The sequence below is a fragment of the Jeotgalibacillus proteolyticus genome (genome assembly GCF_050107735.1).
GTDB lineage: Bacteria > Bacillota > Bacilli > Bacillales > Jeotgalibacillaceae > Jeotgalibacillus > Jeotgalibacillus proteolyticus_A.
The window spans coordinates 440,901-461,249 of sequence record NZ_JBNILO010000001.1 but is presented as its reverse complement, the minus strand read 5'-3'; the positions used below and the strand labels follow the sequence as shown (position 1 = coordinate 461,249).

22 protein-coding genes are annotated in these 20,349 nt (G+C 43.8%); 3 read left to right on the top strand and 19 right to left on the bottom strand.

Annotated elements, in window-relative coordinates; all coding sequences use genetic code 11:
- Positions 1-26: 26 nt before the first annotated feature.
- The 6 genes from ACQCT8_RS02385 to ACQCT8_RS02360 form a co-directional block, all read right to left on the bottom strand.
- Positions 27-893 (bottom strand): carbohydrate ABC transporter permease, encoded by an 867-nt coding sequence (locus tag ACQCT8_RS02385; protein WP_426868307.1) that lies wholly within the window; start codon positions 891-893, stop codon positions 27-29.
- A gap of 75 nt (positions 894-968) precedes the next feature.
- A complete protein-coding gene (locus ACQCT8_RS02380; protein ID WP_278240312.1) occupies positions 969-1,847 on the bottom strand; it encodes a carbohydrate ABC transporter permease in 879 nt (292 codons plus the stop codon).
- A gap of 158 nt (positions 1,848-2,005) precedes the next feature.
- Positions 2,006-3,313, bottom strand: a complete 1,308-nt coding sequence (locus ACQCT8_RS02375) for an extracellular solute-binding protein (protein WP_426868096.1) — start codon at positions 3,311-3,313, stop codon at positions 2,006-2,008.
- Between the two features lie 115 nt (positions 3,314-3,428).
- Positions 3,429-4,205, bottom strand: a complete 777-nt coding sequence (locus ACQCT8_RS02370) for a response regulator transcription factor (RefSeq protein WP_426868094.1) — start codon at positions 4,203-4,205, stop codon at positions 3,429-3,431.
- A gap of 11 nt (positions 4,206-4,216) precedes the next feature.
- Positions 4,217-5,950 carry a cache domain-containing sensor histidine kinase gene (locus tag ACQCT8_RS02365; protein WP_426868092.1) on the bottom strand — a complete coding sequence of 578 codons (1,734 nt, stop codon included), beginning with the start codon at positions 5,948-5,950 and terminating at the stop codon, positions 4,217-4,219.
- A 296-nt stretch (positions 5,951-6,246) separates the two neighbouring features.
- Entirely contained in the window at positions 6,247-6,720 is a 474-nt protein-coding gene (locus tag ACQCT8_RS02360) for a hypothetical protein (RefSeq protein ID WP_426868090.1), read from the bottom strand.
- A gap of 125 nt (positions 6,721-6,845) precedes the next feature.
- Here ACQCT8_RS02360 and ACQCT8_RS02355 point away from each other — a divergent pair, with 125 nt between their 5' ends.
- The gene (locus ACQCT8_RS02355) at positions 6,846-7,151 is read left to right on the top strand and encodes a hypothetical protein (protein WP_426868088.1); all 306 of its coding nucleotides are present in this window, start codon (positions 6,846-6,848) and stop codon (positions 7,149-7,151) included.
- A 207-nt stretch (positions 7,152-7,358) separates the two neighbouring features.
- Here ACQCT8_RS02355 and ACQCT8_RS02350 read toward each other — a convergent pair whose 3' ends face one another.
- The 6 genes from ACQCT8_RS02350 to flaG form a co-directional block, all read right to left on the bottom strand.
- On the bottom strand, positions 7,359-8,258 hold the full coding sequence (locus tag ACQCT8_RS02350; RefSeq protein ID WP_426868086.1) for an ABC transporter permease subunit: 900 nt from the start codon (positions 8,256-8,258) through the stop codon (positions 7,359-7,361).
- Complete coding sequence (locus ACQCT8_RS02345; RefSeq protein ID WP_426868085.1) at positions 8,248-9,150, bottom strand: ABC transporter permease subunit; 903 nt, start codon at positions 9,148-9,150, stop codon at positions 8,248-8,250. The genes ACQCT8_RS02350 and ACQCT8_RS02345 overlap by 11 nt, the downstream gene beginning before the upstream one ends.
- 264 nt (positions 9,151-9,414) lie before the next feature.
- Complete coding sequence (locus ACQCT8_RS02340; protein ID WP_426868083.1) at positions 9,415-9,762, bottom strand: hypothetical protein; 348 nt, start codon at positions 9,760-9,762, stop codon at positions 9,415-9,417.
- Positions 9,759-10,160, bottom strand: coding sequence for a flagellar export chaperone FliS (gene fliS, locus ACQCT8_RS02335; protein WP_426868081.1), 402 nt, complete (start codon positions 10,158-10,160; stop codon positions 9,759-9,761). The genes ACQCT8_RS02340 and fliS overlap by 4 nt, the downstream gene beginning before the upstream one ends.
- 32 nt (positions 10,161-10,192) lie before the next feature.
- Positions 10,193-11,668, bottom strand: coding sequence for a flagellar hook-associated protein 2 (locus ACQCT8_RS02330; RefSeq protein ID WP_426868079.1), 1,476 nt, complete (start codon positions 11,666-11,668; stop codon positions 10,193-10,195).
- A gap of 15 nt (positions 11,669-11,683) precedes the next feature.
- Complete coding sequence (gene flaG / locus ACQCT8_RS02325) at positions 11,684-12,061, bottom strand: flagellar protein FlaG (RefSeq protein WP_426868077.1); 378 nt, start codon at positions 12,059-12,061, stop codon at positions 11,684-11,686.
- A gap of 228 nt (positions 12,062-12,289) precedes the next feature.
- On the opposite strand from flaG, the gene ACQCT8_RS02320 reads away from it, so the two are divergent.
- Together ACQCT8_RS02320 and ACQCT8_RS02315 are read left to right on the top strand one after the other, a co-directional pair.
- On the top strand, positions 12,290-14,077 hold the full coding sequence (locus ACQCT8_RS02320; RefSeq protein ID WP_426868075.1) for a DNA/RNA non-specific endonuclease: 1,788 nt from the start codon (positions 12,290-12,292) through the stop codon (positions 14,075-14,077).
- A 2-nt stretch (positions 14,078-14,079) separates the two neighbouring features.
- Positions 14,080-14,565 carry an antitoxin YezG family protein gene (locus tag ACQCT8_RS02315; RefSeq protein WP_426868074.1) on the top strand — a complete coding sequence of 162 codons (486 nt, stop codon included), beginning with the start codon at positions 14,080-14,082 and terminating at the stop codon, positions 14,563-14,565.
- 115 nt (positions 14,566-14,680) lie between these two features.
- On the opposite strand, the gene ACQCT8_RS02310 is transcribed toward ACQCT8_RS02315, so the two are convergent.
- From ACQCT8_RS02310 to flgK, 7 genes are all read right to left on the bottom strand, one after another.
- Complete coding sequence (locus tag ACQCT8_RS02310) at positions 14,681-14,977, bottom strand: RNA polymerase alpha subunit C-terminal domain-containing protein (protein ID WP_426868073.1); 297 nt, start codon at positions 14,975-14,977, stop codon at positions 14,681-14,683.
- A gap of 502 nt (positions 14,978-15,479) precedes the next feature.
- A complete protein-coding gene (locus ACQCT8_RS02305) occupies positions 15,480-16,304 on the bottom strand; it encodes a flagellin (RefSeq protein WP_426868072.1) in 825 nt (274 codons plus the stop codon).
- A 207-nt stretch (positions 16,305-16,511) separates the two neighbouring features.
- On the bottom strand, positions 16,512-16,730 hold the full coding sequence (csrA, locus tag ACQCT8_RS02300; RefSeq protein ID WP_426868071.1) for a carbon storage regulator CsrA: 219 nt from the start codon (positions 16,728-16,730) through the stop codon (positions 16,512-16,514).
- 6 nt (positions 16,731-16,736) lie between these two features.
- Entirely contained in the window at positions 16,737-17,180 is a 444-nt protein-coding gene (gene fliW / locus ACQCT8_RS02295; RefSeq protein ID WP_426868070.1) for a flagellar assembly protein FliW, read from the bottom strand.
- An 18-nt stretch (positions 17,181-17,198) separates the two neighbouring features.
- Positions 17,199-17,762 carry a DUF6470 family protein gene (locus ACQCT8_RS02290; RefSeq protein ID WP_426868069.1) on the bottom strand — a complete coding sequence of 188 codons (564 nt, stop codon included), beginning with the start codon at positions 17,760-17,762 and terminating at the stop codon, positions 17,199-17,201.
- Between the two features lie 30 nt (positions 17,763-17,792).
- Entirely contained in the window at positions 17,793-18,677 is an 885-nt protein-coding gene (flgL, locus tag ACQCT8_RS02285; protein ID WP_426868068.1) for a flagellar hook-associated protein FlgL, read from the bottom strand.
- A gap of 15 nt (positions 18,678-18,692) precedes the next feature.
- A complete protein-coding gene (gene flgK, locus ACQCT8_RS02280) occupies positions 18,693-20,324 on the bottom strand; it encodes a flagellar hook-associated protein FlgK (RefSeq protein ID WP_426868067.1) in 1,632 nt (543 codons plus the stop codon).
- Positions 20,325-20,349 lie beyond the last annotated feature (25 nt).

Sequence of the window (20,349 nt, the reverse complement as noted above, 5' to 3'; positions counted from 1 at the left end):
CCTTTCTAGTGTGTAATGGCCGTGCTTTACCCTTTAACAGAACTTGCGGAGATCCCTTCCACAATCCGGTTGCTTAAAAACAGGAAGGCAAGAAGAATCGGAAGGATGCTGATCATCAGCGTGGCGCCGATTGCTCCCCAGTCTGTAGTATACTGTCCGATAAAGTTTTGAATGCCTACCGTTAAGGTTTTAAAGTTTTCTGAACTGATGAACGTATTCACAAACACAAATTCATTCCAGTTGTAAATCATATTAATGATGGCAGCGGTCGCCATAACCGGTGCCGTCATGGGAAGAGTTACTTGAAAGAAAATTCGGTGAATGGAAGCGCCGTCCATAATTGCAGCTTCCTCAACTTCCCGTGGAAGCACCTGATAAAACCCGAATAAAATCATAATGGTGATCGGCAGGTTGAATGCTGTGTACGTTAAAATAATGGAAAGCGGATGGTCGATCAGACCAATGCTTGAAAACGTACTGAACAACGGGATAAGAGTGGAGTGAATCGGAATCATTAATCCGACCATAAACAGCCCGAGCACCAGTCCATTTAACTTCCATTTCATACGCGTAATGGCAAACGTCACCATGCTCGCGAGCAGCACCGTTAAAATCACAGAGGATGCCGTATAGACCACTGAGTTCAGAAAGTACTGGCTGATATTTCCCTCTGTCCACACCTTGACATAATTTTCCCATTTTGGGTCAGTTGGAAGAGCAAAAGGAGAAAGCTCAAAGACTTCCTGATTATCTTTTAAAGAAAATAGAAAGAGCCAGATCAGAGGAAAGATCTGAAATACTGCGACGATGCCGAGCAGCACATAAATAAATCCAAGACCAATTTTATATCCGATACCGGCTGAAGCACCCTTTACCGGCTTTTGAGCTGGCATTTTTTCCTTTTGGACTGGTCTGGCAGAATCAAGCTTTTCTTCTTCTAAAAGTTCATTTCGCATAGAGCAGCCTCCTTAATATTGAATTTCTTCTTTTGTTGCCGTTACTTTACGAATCAGCCAGGTGATGACCAGGCAGATGACAAGCAGGAAAAAGCCAATGGCACTGGCATAGCCAAAATCAAAGCCGCGGAAGGCCTGGCCGTACATGTAGGAAGCCATTACTTCACTCGCGCCATTTGGACCGCCGTTTGTCATGATATAAATTAAATCAAAGTATTTCAGCGAGCCGACTACCGCCAGCACGATCGTTACTTTGATTACATTCATAATTAAAGGAATTTTGATTTTCCAGGCAATATCCCACGCTGTCGCTCCGTCAATTCGGGCAGATTCTACGAGAGACTCCGGTATATTTTTCAGTGCCGCATAATAAATCAAAATGTAAAAACCTGCATACTGCCAGATAATTGGAATGAAAATCGCAAACAGGACTAAATCAGGATTTGCCAGCCACATCGGGGGTTCTTCAATGCCAATGGACATCAGCAAATTGTTTAAAATACCGTTCGTAGGATGATAGATTTTCATCCAGAGCTGAGCAATAGCTACAGAAGCCAAAAGCATCGGAATTAAGTAAATCTTTCGCAGCGTATTGGCCCCTTTAATTTTACCGGCAAGAATAACTGAAATGAGCAGGTAGCCAACAAGGCTCAATGTAGAAAACAGCGCCAGTAAAAACGAGTGATAAGCAGAGCTCCAAAATAGCGGATCCTCAATGAGTCTTGAATAGTTTACGAGTCCGATAAACTCCTTGCTGCCCATGCCGTTCCATTTCATTAGCCCGTAGTAGCCGGTTTGTACAATTGGTACATAGATTAAGGCGAGCAGCAGAAATAGAGCGGGAAGCGTGTAAAGCATAATAACTTTAGGATTCGACATCGCCTTGTCCATTTTTCCCCATCCCTTTCTTTCTTCAAAATAAAAAGACATATCAGTTCAAAAGGATATGTCTTTCGTTTTCGCGACAGCCCCTTCATTTGGTTTCACACTGCCGCCTGTGCCAGCGAAGACACAGGACGGAGGTGTGATACACAGCAGTGACTATTCGGTTATTCTCTTGAAAGAGCTTCCTCATGCTGCTTTGTAAAATCTTCCGGTGTTACTTCTTTGCCAAATAAAGACTGAATTAAATTCAGATGCGTTTCAGCAACAGTTGCATTCATTTGAACATCTGCAAAGAGAGTGAGATTGCTCGAGTTCGCTAACTCATCAAGTACATCAATATACAGCTCAGGAAGTTCAACCGATTCTGTATCCACTTTTGTTGCCGGAATGACGCCCGCTTCTGTTACAGCACGCTCTCCCCAGCTTTCCACAAAGAATTTCACAAATTCTTTTGCTTCTTCCTGGACCTCTGAGTTCTCAGAAACGAATAACCCAACGCCCGGTCCGCCGACCCAGCTGTTCAAGTCTCCGTTGCCGCCTTCTACTTCAGGGAATTTAAAGAAGCCGATGCTGTCGCGGAATTCCTGCGGTACATCTTCATTCGTTGTGTAGTTTGGCAGCTCCCATGTACCCATCATGTACATCGCAGCATTGCCATTCATAAATTCAGATTTTCCTTCGTCATTTGATAGGCCGTTGAAGCCTCTGTTAAATGCATTGCTGTCGACAAGTGTCTGAATTTCTTCAGCAGCCTGTGTCAAAGCAGGATCTTCAAACGTTCCTTCACGGTTAATCGCCTGCGTCAGTACTTCAGGTCCGCCAATGCGATCCGCCAGATACATATACCATAGAGAACCTGTCCAGCGGTCTTTATTTCCAAGAGCGATCGGTGCTACGCCGTTTTCCTCAAGCGTTTTTACGATTTCCTGGAACTCTTCATACGTTTCAGGCACTTCCAGTCCATATTCTTCAAAAATCGCTTTATTGTAATAAATAGGTGCAATGTTCAACTCTAAAGGAAGACCGTATGTTTCATCATTCATGGCATACGCTTCTGTAGTGCCGGCCACAAATGAATCCTTCAGTCCATCGTTCAGCACATCATCAAGTGGAGCAAAGAGCTCTCCTTCGACAAAAGGTTCAAGATAACCCGCTGCCCAGGTAACACCTACATCCGGCAGATCATTGGATGAAGACAGCACTTTTATTTTATTTTTATATTGTTCATTCTCAAGCACTTCGGTTTCAATTGTGATGCCCGGATTTTCTTTTTCAAACTCCTCAATAATATCCGCGGTAATCATATTGTGCTGCTTCGAGCTTCCGGAAGGCCATAAATGCATAAATTTAATCGTTTTTTCGCCGTCTCCTCCAGCATCCCCACTGGCTTCATTAGACGATGAGCAACCTGCTGTAACAAGCATTAAAGCGGCAAGTCCTGCAGCTGCTAATGTATGCGCTTTCTTTTTCATCTTACGTTTTCCCCCTTTGTTTGTAAGAACTGCTTTCAGTTTAGCACCCTGGCCCTATGCGGGTAAGGGAACGATGATTGGGGAAAATTCCACTATCATTAGATTGAATCTTCTGTTATTTTTTTGATTTCCTGTAGGCACCCGGCGTCATCCCTTCATACTCCTTAAAAAGACGGTTAAAATACTTTGCCGTCTGATAGCCGGATTGCTCTGCAATTTCCGCAATGGGCATGGAAGTCGTCATTAAAAGCTGCTTAGCGTGCTGCAGGCGGGTTCTCGTAATATACTCACTGAAGGTCAACCCTGTCTGCTCTTTAAACAGCACACTGAAATAACTGGAATTTAAATGCACCAGATCGGCCACTTCTTTTAACGAAATCTGCCGGTGAATATGCTCCTCGATAAACTGATAGGCTGTTTTTACAGGATGCTTGACCCCTTCCTGCTCCCTCGAAAGATGAACCAGGGTCGGATCGGCTGATTTCTCTAAAATTCCCGCTCTTTCCTGTGAGGCTTCTTTTTCAAAGGCCGCTTCCACCGCTTCGATTAATTTTGTTTTGGAAACCGGCTTTACTAAATAATTCAAAACGCCGAGAGAAATCGCCTCCTGCGCAAAATGAAATTCAGAGTGTCCGGAAATAATTAAGGTTACTGGCCGCTGATTCAGACTGTGAATTTTTTTAACAAGCTCAAGACCTGTTAAATCCGGCATACAAATATCCGTCACCAGAATATGAATCTTCTTCTTTTCCACGATCGCAAGTGCTTCCTTCGCTGTAGAAGCGGCGATTACTTCATGCTTGCCGTTCGACCAGATCTCAAGTGTTTTGGTCAATCCTTTTCGGGTCGTTTCCTCATCATCAACGATCAAAATGACTTTCATATGATTCATTTTTTTCACTCCTATGGATGTGGCAGTTCGAAGGACACTTTTGTCCCTCTTCCGACTTCACTTTGAATTTCAAGCCCTTTCATGTCATGCCCTTCAAAATGAAGCTTTAGCCGTTTATGAACATTCGCCACCGCAACCCCATTTCCCTTCACTGAAGATATTCCTTCTGTTTCCATCGAGGCACGAATTGCCTGCACTGCGGTTTCCGGCATACCCGGCCCGTCATCTTCGACAGTAAGAATTAGAAAGTCTGAATCAGGTGCCGGTAGGACAGTAATTCTTACATGACCTTTCCCCGCCTTGCTTTCAATGCCATGTAAAATAGCATTTTCAACGATCGGCTGCACGATCAGTTTCGGTATTTTCACATTTTCATAACGAGGTTCAAGCAAGATGCTCCAATCAAGCTTTTCTCCAAACCGCATTTTCATAAGCTGAATATACCGCTCAACATGATCCAGCTCGGTTTTCAGTGTGACCCATTCGTCTTTCTTCGGTCCGCTGATGGTATAGCGGAACAGCTCGGACATCGCCACCACGTGATCGGCCAGTTCTTCTTCCTCTTTTTCCTCCAGCAGCCAGTAAAGCGCATTTAATGTATTAAATAAAAAATGCGGATTAATTTGCGCCTGAAGCGCTTTCAATTCGGCCTGATTTCGAATAAGCTCTTTTTCATACACCATGCGAATCAAATAATTCGTGTGCTCCACCATCTGGTTGTAGGAAAGATTCAACTCATTAATTTCACTTGTGGAAGAACTTGGAGTGATCGTATGGAATTCTCCTTCTCTCGCTTTTTTCATGGTTTTCGTCAGCTTTTGAATCGGGTTGGTAATCATAGTTGAAAAAAAGTACGAGGACACAAAGAAAATCAGAAATCCAAGTGCAGCTGATCCAAAGATGATCGTCCGCAGAACCGATGTACCAGAGGTTAAAGCCTGAACCGGTGTTGCGATCAGGACCGTCCATCCCGTTACATTGGACTGTTCCTGTACGAGAATGTACTCCTCCCCGTTCATTTCGACTGTTTGATCGTGCTGTTCAAGCAGCGGCAGGACATTGAGGCGGTAATTGGACGTAATGACCTGCCTATCATTGCCGAGCAAAATCTTATAATCCTCCGATTCTGCCGATTCCCCATTTTCAGAGAATTGAAAGTAGGAAGGATCAATCCTGATGACAAGATATCCTCCGCTTTGAAAATTCCGGTCGATCAAGCTGATTCTTCTGATCGCAAGGAGAGAGCCCGGAAATTCAGGATCCTGACCGATCCAAACCTGCCTGCCCTTTTCTTCCTCTGCTTTTTCCACCCACTTCCGGTCCACCCGATCAAATAAATTGAGGTCATCTAAGGGGAAAAGCCGCTGATTTTGCGAAGAATAAAGCTCAAAGGATTGAATGCCGTCTGAATACGCCTGGAACGTATTGCCGATGGAAAGCAGGGACTGGCGCTGCTGAAACGTGGCAGTTTCTCCATTTGCAAGCCGGTTTAATAGCTGCTGAATGGATGGATTGGTCGCCACCTGTGTGGTCAGCAAATCGATCTGCTCATATAGCGTATCCATTCTCCCGGATGCCTGAACAGCCGTCTGCTGAAGCTGTCTTTCTGCATTATCTTTAATAACCGTTCCGCCAAAGTGATAGGTCATAATGCCGACAAAGGAGAGCACGATCGTCATGACGACTAAAAAAACAATTAAGATTTGATTTCGCAGTGTGTTGTACTTGTTTAAACGGTCCCGCATCTTCCTCATCCTTATTCAACCATTTTTTTTAACTCTATCAGATCGGTGAAGGTTCGGATAGAGTGAAAAAGCCTGGCACAAATTTGTGTCCCAGGCTCCTAGACCGGCTCACTTCGCTTTAGGAGGACGCTTTCCGCAGGGAGGGAGCTGAGCCTTTTCAGGGCCATGCCCTTCAAAGGCTCAGCTTGCCGTCATTTCCTGCAGGGAGTCGCCACCTTCCGCTCCGCTCTCCTCATACAACAGCACATAGTGTATCGATTTTTCTAAACTTTTTTGTTTATATCGCAACCACAATATTATTCGCTAATCAAAACCATTCTCGTTAATTCGACTGTTTGTTCCGGTGCCTTGGCACCTTTGTGGAAATCAGCCTCGGCAGTAAATTCATACAATCCCGGCTCAAGATCATCCAGGAAGGTAAAGCCGCTTTGGAAGGTAAGCACCTCATCTTTTCGCAGCCGCGTAACGACTTCGTCCTCCCCTGCCTTTTTCGTATCAATTACATCTCCATTTTCTGTTTTTACCGTAAAATCAAACAGGCCGTTATTATGAATGATCATGGATCCCGCTTCCTCGCCTGTATACATAATGTCAGCTGATAGCGTTCTTCCTTCTGAGCTTTCAACAACTTTAACGGCTAAAGAAAAATCATCTACCTTCTTGCTTTTGGCTTTTGTCTCCACCCCATTTTCGCACGAATGCATCATGGAAAATGCGGCAATGACGGCAAATAAAAATGGCTTAATAAGCGTTCCTCCTCTCCAATTCATTAACTGAAATTATCGTACTTACACTATATCAAATGAAACTTGACGGTTTAGCCCTCATACACCTTGCATGAAATTCAACTCACTTTTCGCTATACTGAAGAGACTAATAACAAAGGAGCACAACGATGGGAAATGAAATGGAAGACTTTATTATTCAAAACTATCAAAAAGAAGAGCGAATGATGATCCTCGTTTTTGCGCAGTGGTGTGTGAATCACGACCTTGATCCAAAAGCACTTTACCTTGAAGCGTATCCGGATCAGGCCGAAAACCCTGAGCTTAACGGCGCAATCGATCTGACTGTTTCAAAGGACGAAGCCGGTGAAGTGCCGGATGACACAGTGCTCGGAGTGCTTTCGATGTTTGGAAACGATGACCTTGCTTTTGTCGTGTCGCAGGAAATGGAGAAGCTGAAAAAGAAGAAAAAATAAAGCGATGTTCATAGCAGACCAAAAAATGAGGCTGGCAAATTGTCCAGGCCTCATTTTTTCTTGCGGTACGATCAATAAGAAAGACCATTCAGACGTGTGCGTTTCTGCCAAATGGATAGGAGGATAATAGATCTCAGAGAGAATATTCCACCTCTCTCCGATTCATTTCCTTGCCAGTTCCCCTTTCCTATCTTCAACATTATCCTTCTAAACGATTTTAGCATCTACTTGTCTAATCATGATATTCAGCAATAAGATCAGTAGGACAAAGGCTAGGCTTGGCGCTAGGACAACCCAAGGTGCAGTGACTAAATCCGATATACTTTGCCCTACCATTCCTGCCCATTCACCAGCTTTTGAAAGAGATAGATCCTCATCTGCCCCAATAATGCCTCCTTCTAATTCACCGCCGATAAAAATTTGAAAGACGCCCAGATGTAGCAGCAAGATCAGGGCTGATATCATTTGCTGCAAAAGAACAATCATCAATCGGGGTCTAAGAACGGGAATGATATGCTTTAATACAATATGACTCTTTGAAGCACCTAGCTGAAACGAGGCATGTATATATTCCATTTTTAATATTTCTCCAAATTCCTTTGAAAGAACCATCATCAAAGGCGGAATACCGACCAGCGTTAAAACGAGGAACTGAAAGGACATCAGCGGTACCATTCCATGTGTTTCATTTATCAAGATAAAAGCGAATGACAAAAAGTACACCAAAATAAATGCAGGTATATTGATATACGGCTGCAAAAAGGTTTCAATGAGTTTTCTGACCGGTTTCAACGTAAACGTCAACAGTGCTCCAAGCACAATGCTGAATACGACTCGCAGCAGGCCTACTCCAAACACAAAAATCAACGTATATTTTGCTCCATTTAAAATTCTCAAGCTTAAATCATTGCCATTTCGATCCGTTCCAAGCGGATGATCGAGCGAAGGCGGATACGGAGGCGAGACCATCTCTCCAGCAGCATCCGGTTTCATGTTAACCGGTTCCACCCCCTCTTCAAATCCCCATTCATAGACAAAGCTGGCAGCTAACAAAAGCAGCAGCAGGCCTAAAACCGAATAAAAAAGAGTGTTTGAGTTAGTTTTCATCATTCACTCTCCTTTTATCAATCTGGGAAAAGATCCACTGCAAGAGTGCATAGGGAATTAAAAATAGCATAATCGCAATAGCCAGTATGGAGCTGTCATTTGCGCGGTAAAGAATCATCGTAAAACCTTGGATAACAAATAAATACTCAATCACGATCAGCCCCGAAAGCATCATCCAGTAAATTAAGCCCACATGATTGGTGATCGAAAAAAAGATGTTTCTTAACACATGAATCAAAAAAACGTATTGCCGTGAAAGCCCTTTAGATAGGGCAAAATCTATGTATTCCTTGCTTTGTTCATCATCATGAATCCGTAAAGAAATCTTCAACAAAAGCACAGTCGGCGTAATGCTTAAACATATCACTGGAAGCAAGTAAACATCATTTCCGATCCCGTAAAGCTGAAGCAGCTTAAAACCGGTTTCTTTATATAACAGGATGACGCTTAATTGGAAAATCAAAATCAAGATCACATCAGGGATGCAGTCTAAAAATACCAAAATCCACTTTGCGAGCTTTTTCATGCGATAGGTTAGCAAATGATACAAACACGTGAAAATCAGTACGACCACAAAAGCAATGCCTAATGACATGAGTAAAAGAGACATGGAGTATTGATAGGCTTCCAGCATATAGCCTATATCAATATGAACACCGCGAACGGTCGTTTCTTCCCGATCATAGAAACTGAATAGGCCGATCAGTGCTGCGGCTATTTCCTGCATATAATTAACAGGGAAAAACCCAACAGCAGCTTCTCCCACTTTGCTTGATGTAAGCAGATAAGGCAGCGAGGCAATACTGCAGATGCTGATCACAATCACGATCAATTTTACCAATGAGCTAAATACTATTTTTGCAATGTGCATGGGGTAATTTTTTTCAATCATAAAGAACTCCTTTTGCCTTAAACAGATCAGTCATAGGATTATCGTACGACGAATAAATCTGAAGTCTGCCAGGAATATAGATAATGAGTTAAAATGGTTTCCATTTATTATCATATCAGACTTATAGTTGGAAAAGGATTTCTTTTAATTTTTTTAATAAATCCAGGTTATAAATAAATCGTTAAACAAAAAAAATCGCCTTTGAAAGCACCAAATCTACTCTTTAAAACAGAGTATGATTCAGTGCTCCCAAAGGCAGCTTGATTAATTTCGCTTATCGTAAAAAGTGCCGTCGCGATTAACCTGATCGTATGGATTAATGTATTTTTTCATATTAGTCTTTTTTGATCGCAGATTCGACATTTCATCTTGTAAATCAATATGATTGGTTGCTAACAGCTCCTGTATGCGGCTGTTTAAGCTGACAATCTGGTTGCCCATTTCACGCTCCTCAGGGGAAAAAGGCTCATTGATTTGCGGGAAAAGCTCTTCTCTTTCATCAAAAAGAGCATTCACCTGATCGATCCACTCTTCACGGTTTTCCTTCTTTCCGTTAAGCAGAATGGAATAAATCGCTTTGGTTAAACGAAGGCATTGTTCGACTGCACTCATGCCTGATTTCCTGCACCAAATTGCTTTTGACGCTGCGTCTGGATGACCGTTTTCCATGTATCGCGAAGCTCTGTCACCATGCCTTCCACTTCTTCAAGAATGGCAAGGTCATTGTTGATATTCGCTTCCATCAGGCGGCGGTTCATGTAGTCATACATCACCATCATATTTTGTGACACCGCAATATCCATATTCAGGGTCACCATAAACTCCTGAATGATTTTCTGCGCCTTTTGAATCGATTCATTTCTTTTTTCTATATTCTGATCCTCAATCGCAAGCTTGGCCTGTTGAATAAATTTAATGCAGCCATTGTAGAGCATAAGAGTCAGCTCGCCTGGACTTTTTGTCGTGACAGAATTCTGCTGATAGGCAGCATAGGGGTTATGAATAGCCATTTTGACACTCCTTTTTCCTTTTAACGCTTAACTTACATGCCTCCGCTGAATGACTGCATCAGATAGGAGGATTGCTGGTTGGCTTTTTGAATCGCCACTTCCATCGCTGAAAACTGTTTGTAATAGCGGCTCTCAAGCATCGCCAGTCTGGATTCAAACCGGTCGATCCGGTCATCCATATTCTCAAGATTTCGGCCAATGGCATAGGTATTCCCTACACTCGTATCCCGGCCTGCTTTGGCTATAATATCGTCTCTAGTGGCAGAAATCGTTTCTCTTAATCTTCTCGCTAAACCTTGTTCTTCCTTGACAGTGCTGTCATTTGCAAACACATCATAAATGGCTGTCGGGTTATCAGAAATTGCGGCTCTCAGCTTTGTTTCGTCAATGATGAGCTTGCCGCCTTCGCGATAGTCTGTTGAAGTCGTAATGCCGAATTCAGAAAGGCGGTTTGCCCCGCTGAGTCCTTCAACAGTACTGTATAAATCCTGACGCATTTTGTTTAGAGCGCCATTAAGGGAAGCATCCGCCCTCAGCGTTCCGCTCATCGCTTTTTCATCCCACAGCTCAGCTTCTTTTTCGGTCAATTCAGAGCGTTGTTCATCTGTTAAAGGTGGGAAATCCCGGTACTTAGTTTCAGACGTTTTCGTGCTGATTTCGTCAATAAGTTTATTGTACTCATCAGCAAATTTTACGATTGATTCAAAGATTTTTTCTGTATCAGGCGACGAGTTGAATTGAATGTCCTTGCTGCTGGCTTCATTGATGGTAAATTCAAAGCCATTTAACGTGAACTTATTGGAAAATCGTTCTGTTTCAAGCCCGTTGTAAGTAAACTTGGCATTTTGGCCGGGAACAATATTGGCTTCATCAAGCTTCAGGGTACTCGCAAAAAAGTCTCCTGTCAGCTTAATTTCATCGCCGCCCTTTACTTTTCCGGTTTGTTTGGACGACATAGAAACGGTATCTGTAAATGAATCGTAGAACATATTGACGTTCGCGTTTTTATTAATTTTTTCAATTAACGAATTCATCGATTCTTCAGCTGGATTAAACGTTAAGGTATAGCCTTCAGGATCAAGCTCTCCCTGATCGTTGATTGTTTGAATCGTGATCGTTTGTTCAGGATCTCCTGCAGCGCCAAGCTTGGCAGCAGGATCAAGTCCAATTTCCGGTTCACTTCGAAGAGTCGCCGCACGCGCCACCTGGCTGACATTGATCGTCCCGCCCATATCGCTTGTTGCAGAAAGACTTCTGATGGAAACGTCAGGCGAAGAGCTCGTAACGGTTTTTTGTGAAAAGGTTGAAGGCCGCAGCACCGTATCAAAAATAAGATTGCTGAAATCATTCATTTTCCGGTTCATATCACGGTAATCATCCCGCTGCCATTCTGTGTACTGCTTTTGCTGTGTCAGTTTATCGAGCGGCACCCGATTAGCGTTCATCATCTCTTTCACAATCGAATCAATATCCATGCCGCTTGCAAGTCCGTTAATCCTCATACTCATTTGGTTTCACTTCCCTCAGATCTTTTTATCTACCAGCAATCCTAAAAATTCTGTCATCGATGCGTGCATATCAAGCATTCGCTTTGCCGGGATTTCCCGCACAATTTCTTTTGTCACTTCATCCACCACGGTGACGTAATATTCCTTCAAGCCTTCATGAAATTCAAATTTTATATGTGTAGGCGTTGGAGAGGCCGCTAAAAACTCATTCATGCTTTTCACAATTTTATCTACCTTTGTGGTATCAATGCGTGAAGCAAAACCTGGTCCATGATCTAGCTCCACTATTTCTTTTGCAGAACTTTCTTTTCCTTCGTTTACCTTTGCGGCATTTTGAGGCAATGACTGTGAAGCAATTTCCCTGGTCGTTAAAGATGACATAACCTTCTCCATACTCGGCACCCGCCTTTTAGGGTTCTTTTTGTTTATATCGGCCTATTTGGCAGATCATTAACGATTTTTAGAGAAAAGTAGAGGTTCTTTTTAAAAAAGACGAACGAAGAAGGCCTTCTGTTTGTGACTAATAGCCTATTTTCAAGTCTTTTCCTATTTAAAGTTGAAGCGGATGGATGTTGTTCATTACAATAAAGGAAAATAGTAGAAACTAAAGGAAGTGAAGCGATGACGCAAACAGTCAGATATGACGCAGCCGCTTTAAAAGAAACGATGGAAGAGCGTGTACATCAGTACGTCACCTACCGCGAAAGTCTGGACGTCTTACGGGAAAAAATGAGAGCCGTAACGGATCTTGGCGAAGCGTTTGAAGGAAAAGCAGCCGAAGCCATTAAAGGGTTTTTCACCGCCCAAATCGACGTCGTGGACATGTGGCTGCAGCTGGTGGAGCAGCAAATTGCGTTTATGGAAGATGTCGGAGCAATGGCAGAAGACCGTAAGCTCGGCGGCAGTACGAAGATGGACGTTCCTTTCCTGGAAGACGACCTGAATGCGGCTCACAAACGAACAGCGGACATGATTCAGCAGCAGCACGAGGATCTATCCGCAATCCTCTCGCGCATCCGGGATCTCGTGTCACTGGAAGCCTACTCCCCTGCCCAAATTGAATTGTCGATGCAGGACGCTAAAAACAAGCGGGATGACACAGTTGAGCAAATGGAAGAGCTTGACCAGGTTCTGGTAGACGAGTACGGACTGTCGGTGGAATCTGAAACACTGATTCTTGCTCTTATTGAAGGGTTGCTTCAAGCCACCACGCAAAACGGGACATTCTCGCCCATGTCCTTTAATGTGCACGCGTATGAAAACAGTGAAGCGCATGCTGCCATTGAAGGATCCCAGCAGCGCAGCACCGAATACATTCAGCACAAACAACAGCTGCACGAAGCACGCGAAGCTCAGGCACGGCAAGCCGAACTTGATGCCCGCTCCGGCCTCCAAAAATTTCTGGACGGCACCAAAAATTTCGTTGGCGAGTTTTCCGGCTATTACGATACAGTGAGAGCATCAACCGGCGTCGACCCTGTCACCGGCCGGGAGCTCAGCGCATCTGAACGAACCGCCGCAGCTGCCTGGGCCGCAGCAGGCATTGTCCCGATTCTGGGACCCGCCTCCAAAGTAGCCAAGGGCGGAAAAGCCGTATTCGCAGTCTCCAAAGGATCAAAAGCAGCCACCGCGCCACTGACCGCCTTTAAATCCAACACCCAAGCCTTCACCCGCGTCTCCCACGCAGAAAAAGGCATCTACGGCCTCGTCAGCGCCAACGGCTTATCCGGCTACTTCTTCGGCCAGGACCTCCTTGGCAACGAAGTCACCGCAGAACAAAGAACCGAAACGCTCATGATGGGCTCCATGCTTCCATTTAGCGCTGGGATGAAAATGGTTAAGGGTAATGGGGCAGATGTGTTGGGGGTTGGGGTTAGGGGTAACGGTAAAGATAGTAAATTAACTGAAATAGCAGGCGAGAATTTTGGTACTCATATTGTAAAAGGTAAAAATGGTAGGAAAGAATTGACTCCTAATGTACGCTATGTAACTAAGGAAAATTATAAATATACAACAGATGAACTCGGCAGAATAGCAGATGTAAAAGCTGATAAACTAATATTAGGAAAAGGAAAGAGAAATCCAGCAATGCAGTTAGTAGCAGGGCATGAGCATCGGAAGTTAAATGATGATGGTGGACACTTGATAGGAACTCAATTTCGTGGTTCGGGAGATATTGATAATTTGCTCGCTCAGAATAAGCACATAAATCGCTCAGGTGGAGAGTGGTTTAAGATGGAAACTGAGTGGGCAAATGCTCTTAAAGAGGTTCCACCAAAAAAAGTATCTGTGAAAATTAAACCAGTATTCATCGGAAGTTCACTAAGACCAGATTCATTTAAAGTAACATATGAAATTGAAGGAAAAGGAATATTTAAAAAAACAATTGAAAATAGAATAGGAGATTGAATATGGAAAAAGAGATGGATAGATTATACAAAGAAATTGCTGAAACCGTAAATGAAATGATTCCGGAAGATTGGAAGAAGTTTTATCTTTATGCTCAAATATCAGAAAATGGAGGAGGTACTTACTTTTTTTATAATACACGTGAAAACGACAAGTATATGTATAGTCTAGAAATCCCATCAAAATTTCAAATTGATGAAGATGAATTTGAAAGAAAAGAAGATCTATTGTATAAACTAAGTAAGGATCTTAGACAAGTTTTTAAAGATAATCAACAAGAACTTTGGTATTCTTACACGATGACCCTTGAGAGTAGCGGAGCTTTTAAATTACATTATGATTATACAGATTGGTTTGAAACGGAATATAGTTTTAGCGATCAAATGATTATTTGGAAATATAAATATTTAGATGAAAAACCGAACGATAAAAAAGATAAAGCAATGCTTGATACGTATCTTGCTGATTTCCCTAAAAACACCATTTAACAAATGAATACGAAGTAAAGCACCTGTTTGCCTTTTGTGAGCGACAGGTGCTTTTAGTATTAGTGCCACTTTTTAAGACATTTACCTCAGAACTCCAACCAAAAAATTTGATGATCTACTCACTCCTAAAAGATAACCCCACCCCCTCCAAAGCCAATTTAAGTTTCGGCAGGGATGCGGGACCCATTCCATAAAACTTCAACACTTCTTTTTCACTGTAGGTGGATAAAATCTTTAAAGAAGTCACTCCGTTGTTTTCCAATGCTCTTCTGGCTGGTCCTGCCAGGAGTGAAAGAAAGCAACTTTCCGGTTTTCGATCTCTCTCACAGATTGGACAAGTCGGACAATCGCTGCTTTTATAAAATTGATGTCCATTGTCGCAAATTTTTAATTGACCTTCCTGGGTCATCATAATGCACCGCCCTTTCGTATTTTAAAGCACTACTAAACACGATTGATTACTTCAAATAATGGGACCGCAAGCGAATATTTGAATTGAGTAGCCTATCCAATACATTCTGCATTTTCCCTCAAACTCCTCCATTAAAAAACTCCATAAAGGGTTCAACACCTCCATGGAGTTTCTCTTATAACAGCTAGGCTGCTTTCTGTTTTAGTTCATTTAATTGAAGGTCCAGTTTGAAAAAGTCAGGATGATCGCACTGCACAGGCTGACACCGAAAAATAGTCCGCGTACAGGAATGGCGCTCAACACTTAAAATGCGACTGTTAATGCAAAGACGCATAAAAAAACTAGAAAAGGATGAAACACGTTAATCAAACAAAGAAATGATTAGGCAGTTCCATCATTCCTTCTATCTCTGTCTCCTTTACTTTCTGTAACCTTGAAAGTTGCCCGGCACACATAAAAAAAGACCCCAGCTGAGCTGAAGTCTTTTGGAAAAAACCTAAAATTAACGAAGAAGTTGAAGAACACCTTGTGGCTGCTGGTTAGCTTGAGCAAGCATTGCTTGAGAAGCTTGAGAAAGAATTGAATTCTTTGTCTGCTCCATCATTTCTTTAGCCATGTCAACGTCACGGATACGAGATTCTGCAGCTGTGAGGTTTTCAGAAGAAGTGTTTAAGTTATTAATAGAATGCTCTAAACGATTTTGATACGCACCCATTTGAGAACGTGATGCAGAAACTGATGCAATTGCATCATCTAAAGTATCCATAGCAGTTTGTGCATCAGCTTTAGTTCCTACACTTAATGCACTGATGTCAACAGCATCTTCTCCTAAAGCTGTACTAATTTGAGATTTCCATTCTACTGTTAAAGATTGGCCTGAATTCGAACCAATATTAATATCTAGACTCTGGTCAGTAGCTAAAATATCCTTAGTGTTAAATTGTGTGTTTGTTCCAATTCTATCAATCTCTTCAACTAGTTGAGCAGCCTCTTTTTGCAATTCAGCACGGTCCTCATCGGTATTAGTATCGTTTGAGGATTGAACAGCCAATTCACGCATACGTTGGAGAATATCGTGCGTTTCGTTAAGAGCACCTTCAGCCGTTTGAATTAAAGAAATACCATCTTGAGCATTTTTAGAAGCCTGCTCTAAGCCTCGTACTTGTCCACGCATTTTCTCAGAGATTGCAAGTCCAGCAGCATCGTCACCAGCACGATTAATACGAAGACCTGAAGCCAATTTCTCCATTGAGTTAGACTGCGCATTAGTAGCACTTGAAAGCTGACGGTGAGTGTTAAGAGCTGTGATATTGTGATTGATAATCATTTGTAATTTCCTCCCTGAATGTGTCGCAAACGTCCTTGTTCGCGAGTTGGTTTTTTCGAGCAATCCGATAGCGGCGCCGCTGTCTTTTTGCTTACACTACTTATATCGGACCTTGGTGGGAGTTGTTAATAGTTTTTTTAAAAGTTTTTTTGTTTTTCCGGGACTTTTTTCATCTATAAAAAAAGCTGCACCGGGTTAGGGGGCAGCTTACGGTTTTCGTATGAGGTTGAAGACATCGGCGACGCCTACGGAGGCAGATTGGTTTTCTTCCTGGATGTTCAGGTAGACTTCCTTGCGGTGGATGTCGACGTGCTTGGGGGCGTGAATGCCGAGTTTTACCTGGTCGCCGCTAGAGCTGATGACGGTGATTTCGATGTCGTCGCCAATTTTGATGGCTTCGCCGGTTTTTCTTGTCAATACGAGCATGCGCGGTCACTCCTTTTCTTCAGCGGGGGTCAGAATTCGCTGACGTGTTTGGTAGCCGCTGTCGTTTAAAATGACTTGCTTTGCTTTGCGGTTGGCTGTGTTGAAGATCAGCGGTGCCTGCAGATTAGCGGTCGTCTTTTCAAACGGTTCCTGTACATTTAAAATGACGAGGGCTAGAGCGTCTTCCGGATTTTCAAGACTCAGGGCACTCACTGTTGAGTCATCAAGTTTAAATTGATAATCAGTGGCAAAGGCAAACGGATTGGTGACGACAAATCCGAGCTCCGGCGTTGAAGTGGATTGCAGCACGTGAAACACATCGTTTTCAGGAAACGCAATCAGGGCAAATTCTTTTTCGTCCACAAATCCGGGGATGCCGCTTTCAAAAAACCAGAATTCCTCCTGGTTGGCTTCGATCTGACCATGGTATTTTGTTTCAAGTGTTGTCATGCATCCCATTCCTTTTTGTTAAATTTCCGTATTGACGACACGTATGTGGAGTGATTCACGCTGTCTCATGGAGATCGACACATCTCCTGCCTGATGGTCGATAATAGGCTTTTGAGCGCGTGTCCGGTTGATGACTTTTTGAGGAGAAGCGTCAATATGAGTGCTTCCCTGTTGATACCTTACCTTAACACTAAAAGGCGGCGGGATAAACCCGATATTGAAGGACTGCTCAGGGCCGCTGCTGTTGCGTGCGGCGATGGATTGAATGACGCGGCCGCCTTTTTCAATTTCCATGAGCTGATTGCCTTCACTTGTTCTTCGGCTCATCCCGGCCTGAACTTCCTGCATGCCGTTGTTTGCCGCTTCCCGGATCAGCTGCGTAGTGCGCTTCAGTCCCATCGCCGCCCATGCCTGTGACTGATCAATCGTTAATCTGCCGGGTGTCGTGCGGATCGTCATTTGCGCCTTCGGTGATTCCAGATCAAGCTGGGCGGAAGGCTGCTGAATCGACTGGCTCGCTTTGGTAGAGCTTATACCAATCTTGGCAGTTGTGGTTTGCATTTGTAGCTGCGGAATTTGCATCGCATTCACCTCATGGCGCAGAATCTTATCTTAACGAAGGAAATCCATTAAAGAAGGCTGAACGATTCGTGAACCGATCGACAGTGCAGCCCGGTGAACACTTTCCTGTACTTTAAGGTCTGTGATCACCTTTTCAAAATCAATGTCTTCGTTCTCAGACATGATTTTTGTTGCGGTCACTTCCTGTTCTCCAACACGAATTTCCATTAATTCCACCCGGTTATGGCGGGCTCCTAAGTTTGCTCTTGTATCAGTGACATTTGAAATATGTCCGTCCATTTGATTTAAAAAGCCGCTGATATCCTTGCCCTCTGTATCAGGATCATTCAGTCCGGCAATAAGAGAATCCAAGTCATCAAAAAGGTCAGATGAAAAAACAGCGGTTGGGTCTACATTGACGGAAATATATACGCCTTTTGACAGCTCCAGGTCGACCGATTCAGCGTTTGCAGATACCTTGGCAGGGTCCTGGGACAGATCAATCGGCTTTTCGAGTGTATTGGTTCCATTAAACAAATACTTGTCTCCAAACTTCGTGTTGCCAAGCTCGCCCAAATGTTCTTTCAGCTGGTCGATTTCTTCGCTGATTGATTTTCTTTGTGCAGCGTCATACGTATCATTTCCTGCCTGCACGATTAACTCACGGACACGCTGAAGCGCGGAGCCTGTTTTATCGAGTGCGGCATCTGAATTTTCGGTCCAGTTATACGCTTCAGAATAATTTCGTTTAAACTGCTCCGTTTCGATCATATTGCGACGGTAGGTAATGCCTTTCATCGCGACAACCGGATCGTCTGACGGGCGGTTAATTTTTTTCTGTGTGGCAATCTGATCCTGGAATTTCCCCATTTTTTCAAAACTGGAGGATAAATTCCGCATCATATTCCCTGACAGCATGGATTGAGTCACACGCATGGTTGATCACTCTCCTTATCTTCCGACTAAGCCCATTCCGTTTATAATCTTATCAAGCATTTCATCCACCATCGTGATGCTTCGTGCAGCGGCATTGTAGGCATGCTGGAACTGAATCATATTGCTCATTTCTTCATCAAGTGAAACCGAGGATACGGATAGACGTTTTTCTTCCACCGACTCAGTGAGCACGAGGCTGTTTTGTCCCATCCGATTTGCCTGCATCGCATTCACGCCTAAACGTCCGACCATTCCTTCATAAAAGGCATTTAGGGATCCATTTTCGATCGCGCTTAAACCCGGAAGATCAATCGTTTCGTCTGTTCCTTCAAGCTTCAGGGCGCCGTCTGACAAGATCATGCTTTGAATATTGGCAAGATTAATGGCGTTTTGCCCGTTCCCTGCGTTTACTTCTCCGTCTTCAGATACGGACATGGAAGCTGCGATATCCTGTGGATTGAGGTCAGCCAGCTGGATCCCTTTTGCTGCTCCTTGATAAGAAGCGGGATTTGCGAGTTCGAAAAATGGCTTACCTGGCTCTCCCTGAAGATCAGTTCCTTTTTCATGAACGGCATTAAAGGCGTTCGCGAAGGTAAAAGCGAGCTTATCGAGGTCGCTGAGCATATCCGGATAAAGTCCCTTTTCAACGGTTTCGCCATTGGCGTTTGTATGACTGTAGCTGTAGGATTCGATCATGCCGCGGAGCTTGCCTTGAGCAAATTGAATCGTGCCATTTTCATTGGCAAACGGCAAAGATGTGTTCAGTGCTGTTCCTTCACTTGTGAAAAGCTGAAGATTTGTAACGGTTTCCGGCGTTTGATCCGCCATTCTGCCGTTTGCATCCGCAAATCCAAGCTGGTTGAACCGGTTTCCTGTGACAAGCGGCTGTTCTTTGCCGTTTTCGCTCACAAGCGTGATATTATAAACGCCTTCAGCGATTTTCAGGTCATTTCCGCCTGAAGGTGTTTTCTGTACATTGATTTTTACCATTTGTGAAAGCTCGTCCACTAGTGCGTCCCGCTTGTCGTACAAATCATTGGGCAGGTAGCCGTGCGGTTCAACACCTGCAATCTGGCTGTTTAATCCGCTGATTTGCTCTAGGAGTGAATTGACGCTTTTTAAGCCAATGCCGATTTCACTGCCGATGTCTTTCTGGATGGTTTTAAGTGAATCGCTGGCGTAATGAAACGTGTCCACCACTGCCTGGCCGCGTTCAAGCACGACTCCTCTGGCGCCTGTGTTTTCCGGATTGACGGATAAATCCTGAAGCGACTGCCAAAATTCTCCCATAACGGCTGACAATCCGTTTGTGGTCGGCTCATTCATCACGTCCTCCATTTTACTGAGGGAGGTTGCACGCGCGTCCCAATAGCCCAGTTTATTGGATTCATTACGAAACTGATCGTCGAGAAAGCTCTCGCGGACTCGCTGAATGGAGCCTGCTTCTACGCCCGTTCCCAATTGTCCGGGAATTTGCGGGCGGTTCATGGCAGCCGTCGGGAAGGCCTCAGTCGGCGTAAAATTCACACGCTGTCTTGAGTAGCCGGGTGTATTGGCATTGGCAATATTATGACCTGTTGTGTGCAGAGCGCTTTGCTGAGTATTCAAGGCGCGTCTTGCAACTTCGAGTCCGTGAAAAGTAGACATTCTTCAACCTCCAGTGTAGTCAGAT

Bases quoted from the DNA above. Each gene is read 5' to 3' on its own strand.
- ACQCT8_RS02385 (WP_426868307.1), bottom strand. From the start codon at position 893: ATGCCAGCTCAAAAGCCGGTAAAGGGTGCTTCAGCCGGTATCGGATAT.
- ACQCT8_RS02380 (WP_278240312.1), bottom strand. From the start codon at position 1,847: ATGGACAAGGCGATGTCGAATCCTAAAGTTATTATGCTTTACACGCTT.
- ACQCT8_RS02375 (WP_426868096.1), bottom strand. From the start codon at position 3,313: ATGAAAAAGAAAGCGCATACATTAGCAGCTGCAGGACTTGCCGCTTTA.
- ACQCT8_RS02370 (WP_426868094.1), bottom strand. From the start codon at position 4,205: ATGAATCATATGAAAGTCATTTTGATCGTTGATGATGAGGAAACGACC.
- ACQCT8_RS02365 (WP_426868092.1), bottom strand. From the start codon at position 5,950: ATGCGGGACCGTTTAAACAAGTACAACACACTGCGAAATCAAATCTTA.
- ACQCT8_RS02360 (WP_426868090.1), bottom strand. From the start codon at position 6,720: ATGAATTGGAGAGGAGGAACGCTTATTAAGCCATTTTTATTTGCCGTC.
- ACQCT8_RS02355 (WP_426868088.1), top strand. From the start codon at position 6,846: ATGGGAAATGAAATGGAAGACTTTATTATTCAAAACTATCAAAAAGAA.
- ACQCT8_RS02350 (WP_426868086.1), bottom strand. From the start codon at position 8,258: ATGAAAACTAACTCAAACACTCTTTTTTATTCGGTTTTAGGCCTGCTG.
- ACQCT8_RS02345 (WP_426868085.1), bottom strand. From the start codon at position 9,150: ATGATTGAAAAAAATTACCCCATGCACATTGCAAAAATAGTATTTAGC.
- ACQCT8_RS02340 (WP_426868083.1), bottom strand. From the start codon at position 9,762: ATGAGTGCAGTCGAACAATGCCTTCGTTTAACCAAAGCGATTTATTCC.
- fliS (WP_426868081.1), bottom strand. From the start codon at position 10,160: ATGGCTATTCATAACCCCTATGCTGCCTATCAGCAGAATTCTGTCACG.
- ACQCT8_RS02330 (WP_426868079.1), bottom strand. From the start codon at position 11,668: ATGAGTATGAGGATTAACGGACTTGCAAGCGGCATGGATATTGATTCG.
- flaG (WP_426868077.1), bottom strand. From the start codon at position 12,061: ATGGAGAAGGTTATGTCATCTTTAACGACCAGGGAAATTGCTTCACAG.
- ACQCT8_RS02320 (WP_426868075.1), top strand. From the start codon at position 12,290: ATGACGCAAACAGTCAGATATGACGCAGCCGCTTTAAAAGAAACGATG.
- ACQCT8_RS02315 (WP_426868074.1), top strand. From the start codon at position 14,080: ATGGAAAAAGAGATGGATAGATTATACAAAGAAATTGCTGAAACCGTA.
- ACQCT8_RS02310 (WP_426868073.1), bottom strand. From the start codon at position 14,977: ATGATGACCCAGGAAGGTCAATTAAAAATTTGCGACAATGGACATCAA.
- ACQCT8_RS02305 (WP_426868072.1), bottom strand. From the start codon at position 16,304: ATGATTATCAATCACAATATCACAGCTCTTAACACTCACCGTCAGCTT.
- csrA (WP_426868071.1), bottom strand. From the start codon at position 16,730: ATGCTCGTATTGACAAGAAAAACCGGCGAAGCCATCAAAATTGGCGAC.
- fliW (WP_426868070.1), bottom strand. From the start codon at position 17,180: ATGACAACACTTGAAACAAAATACCATGGTCAGATCGAAGCCAACCAG.
- ACQCT8_RS02290 (WP_426868069.1), bottom strand. From the start codon at position 17,762: ATGCAAATTCCGCAGCTACAAATGCAAACCACAACTGCCAAGATTGGT.
- flgL (WP_426868068.1), bottom strand. From the start codon at position 18,677: ATGCGTGTGACTCAATCCATGCTGTCAGGGAATATGATGCGGAATTTA.
- flgK (WP_426868067.1), bottom strand. From the start codon at position 20,324: ATGTCTACTTTTCACGGACTCGAAGTTGCAAGACGCGCCTTGAATACT.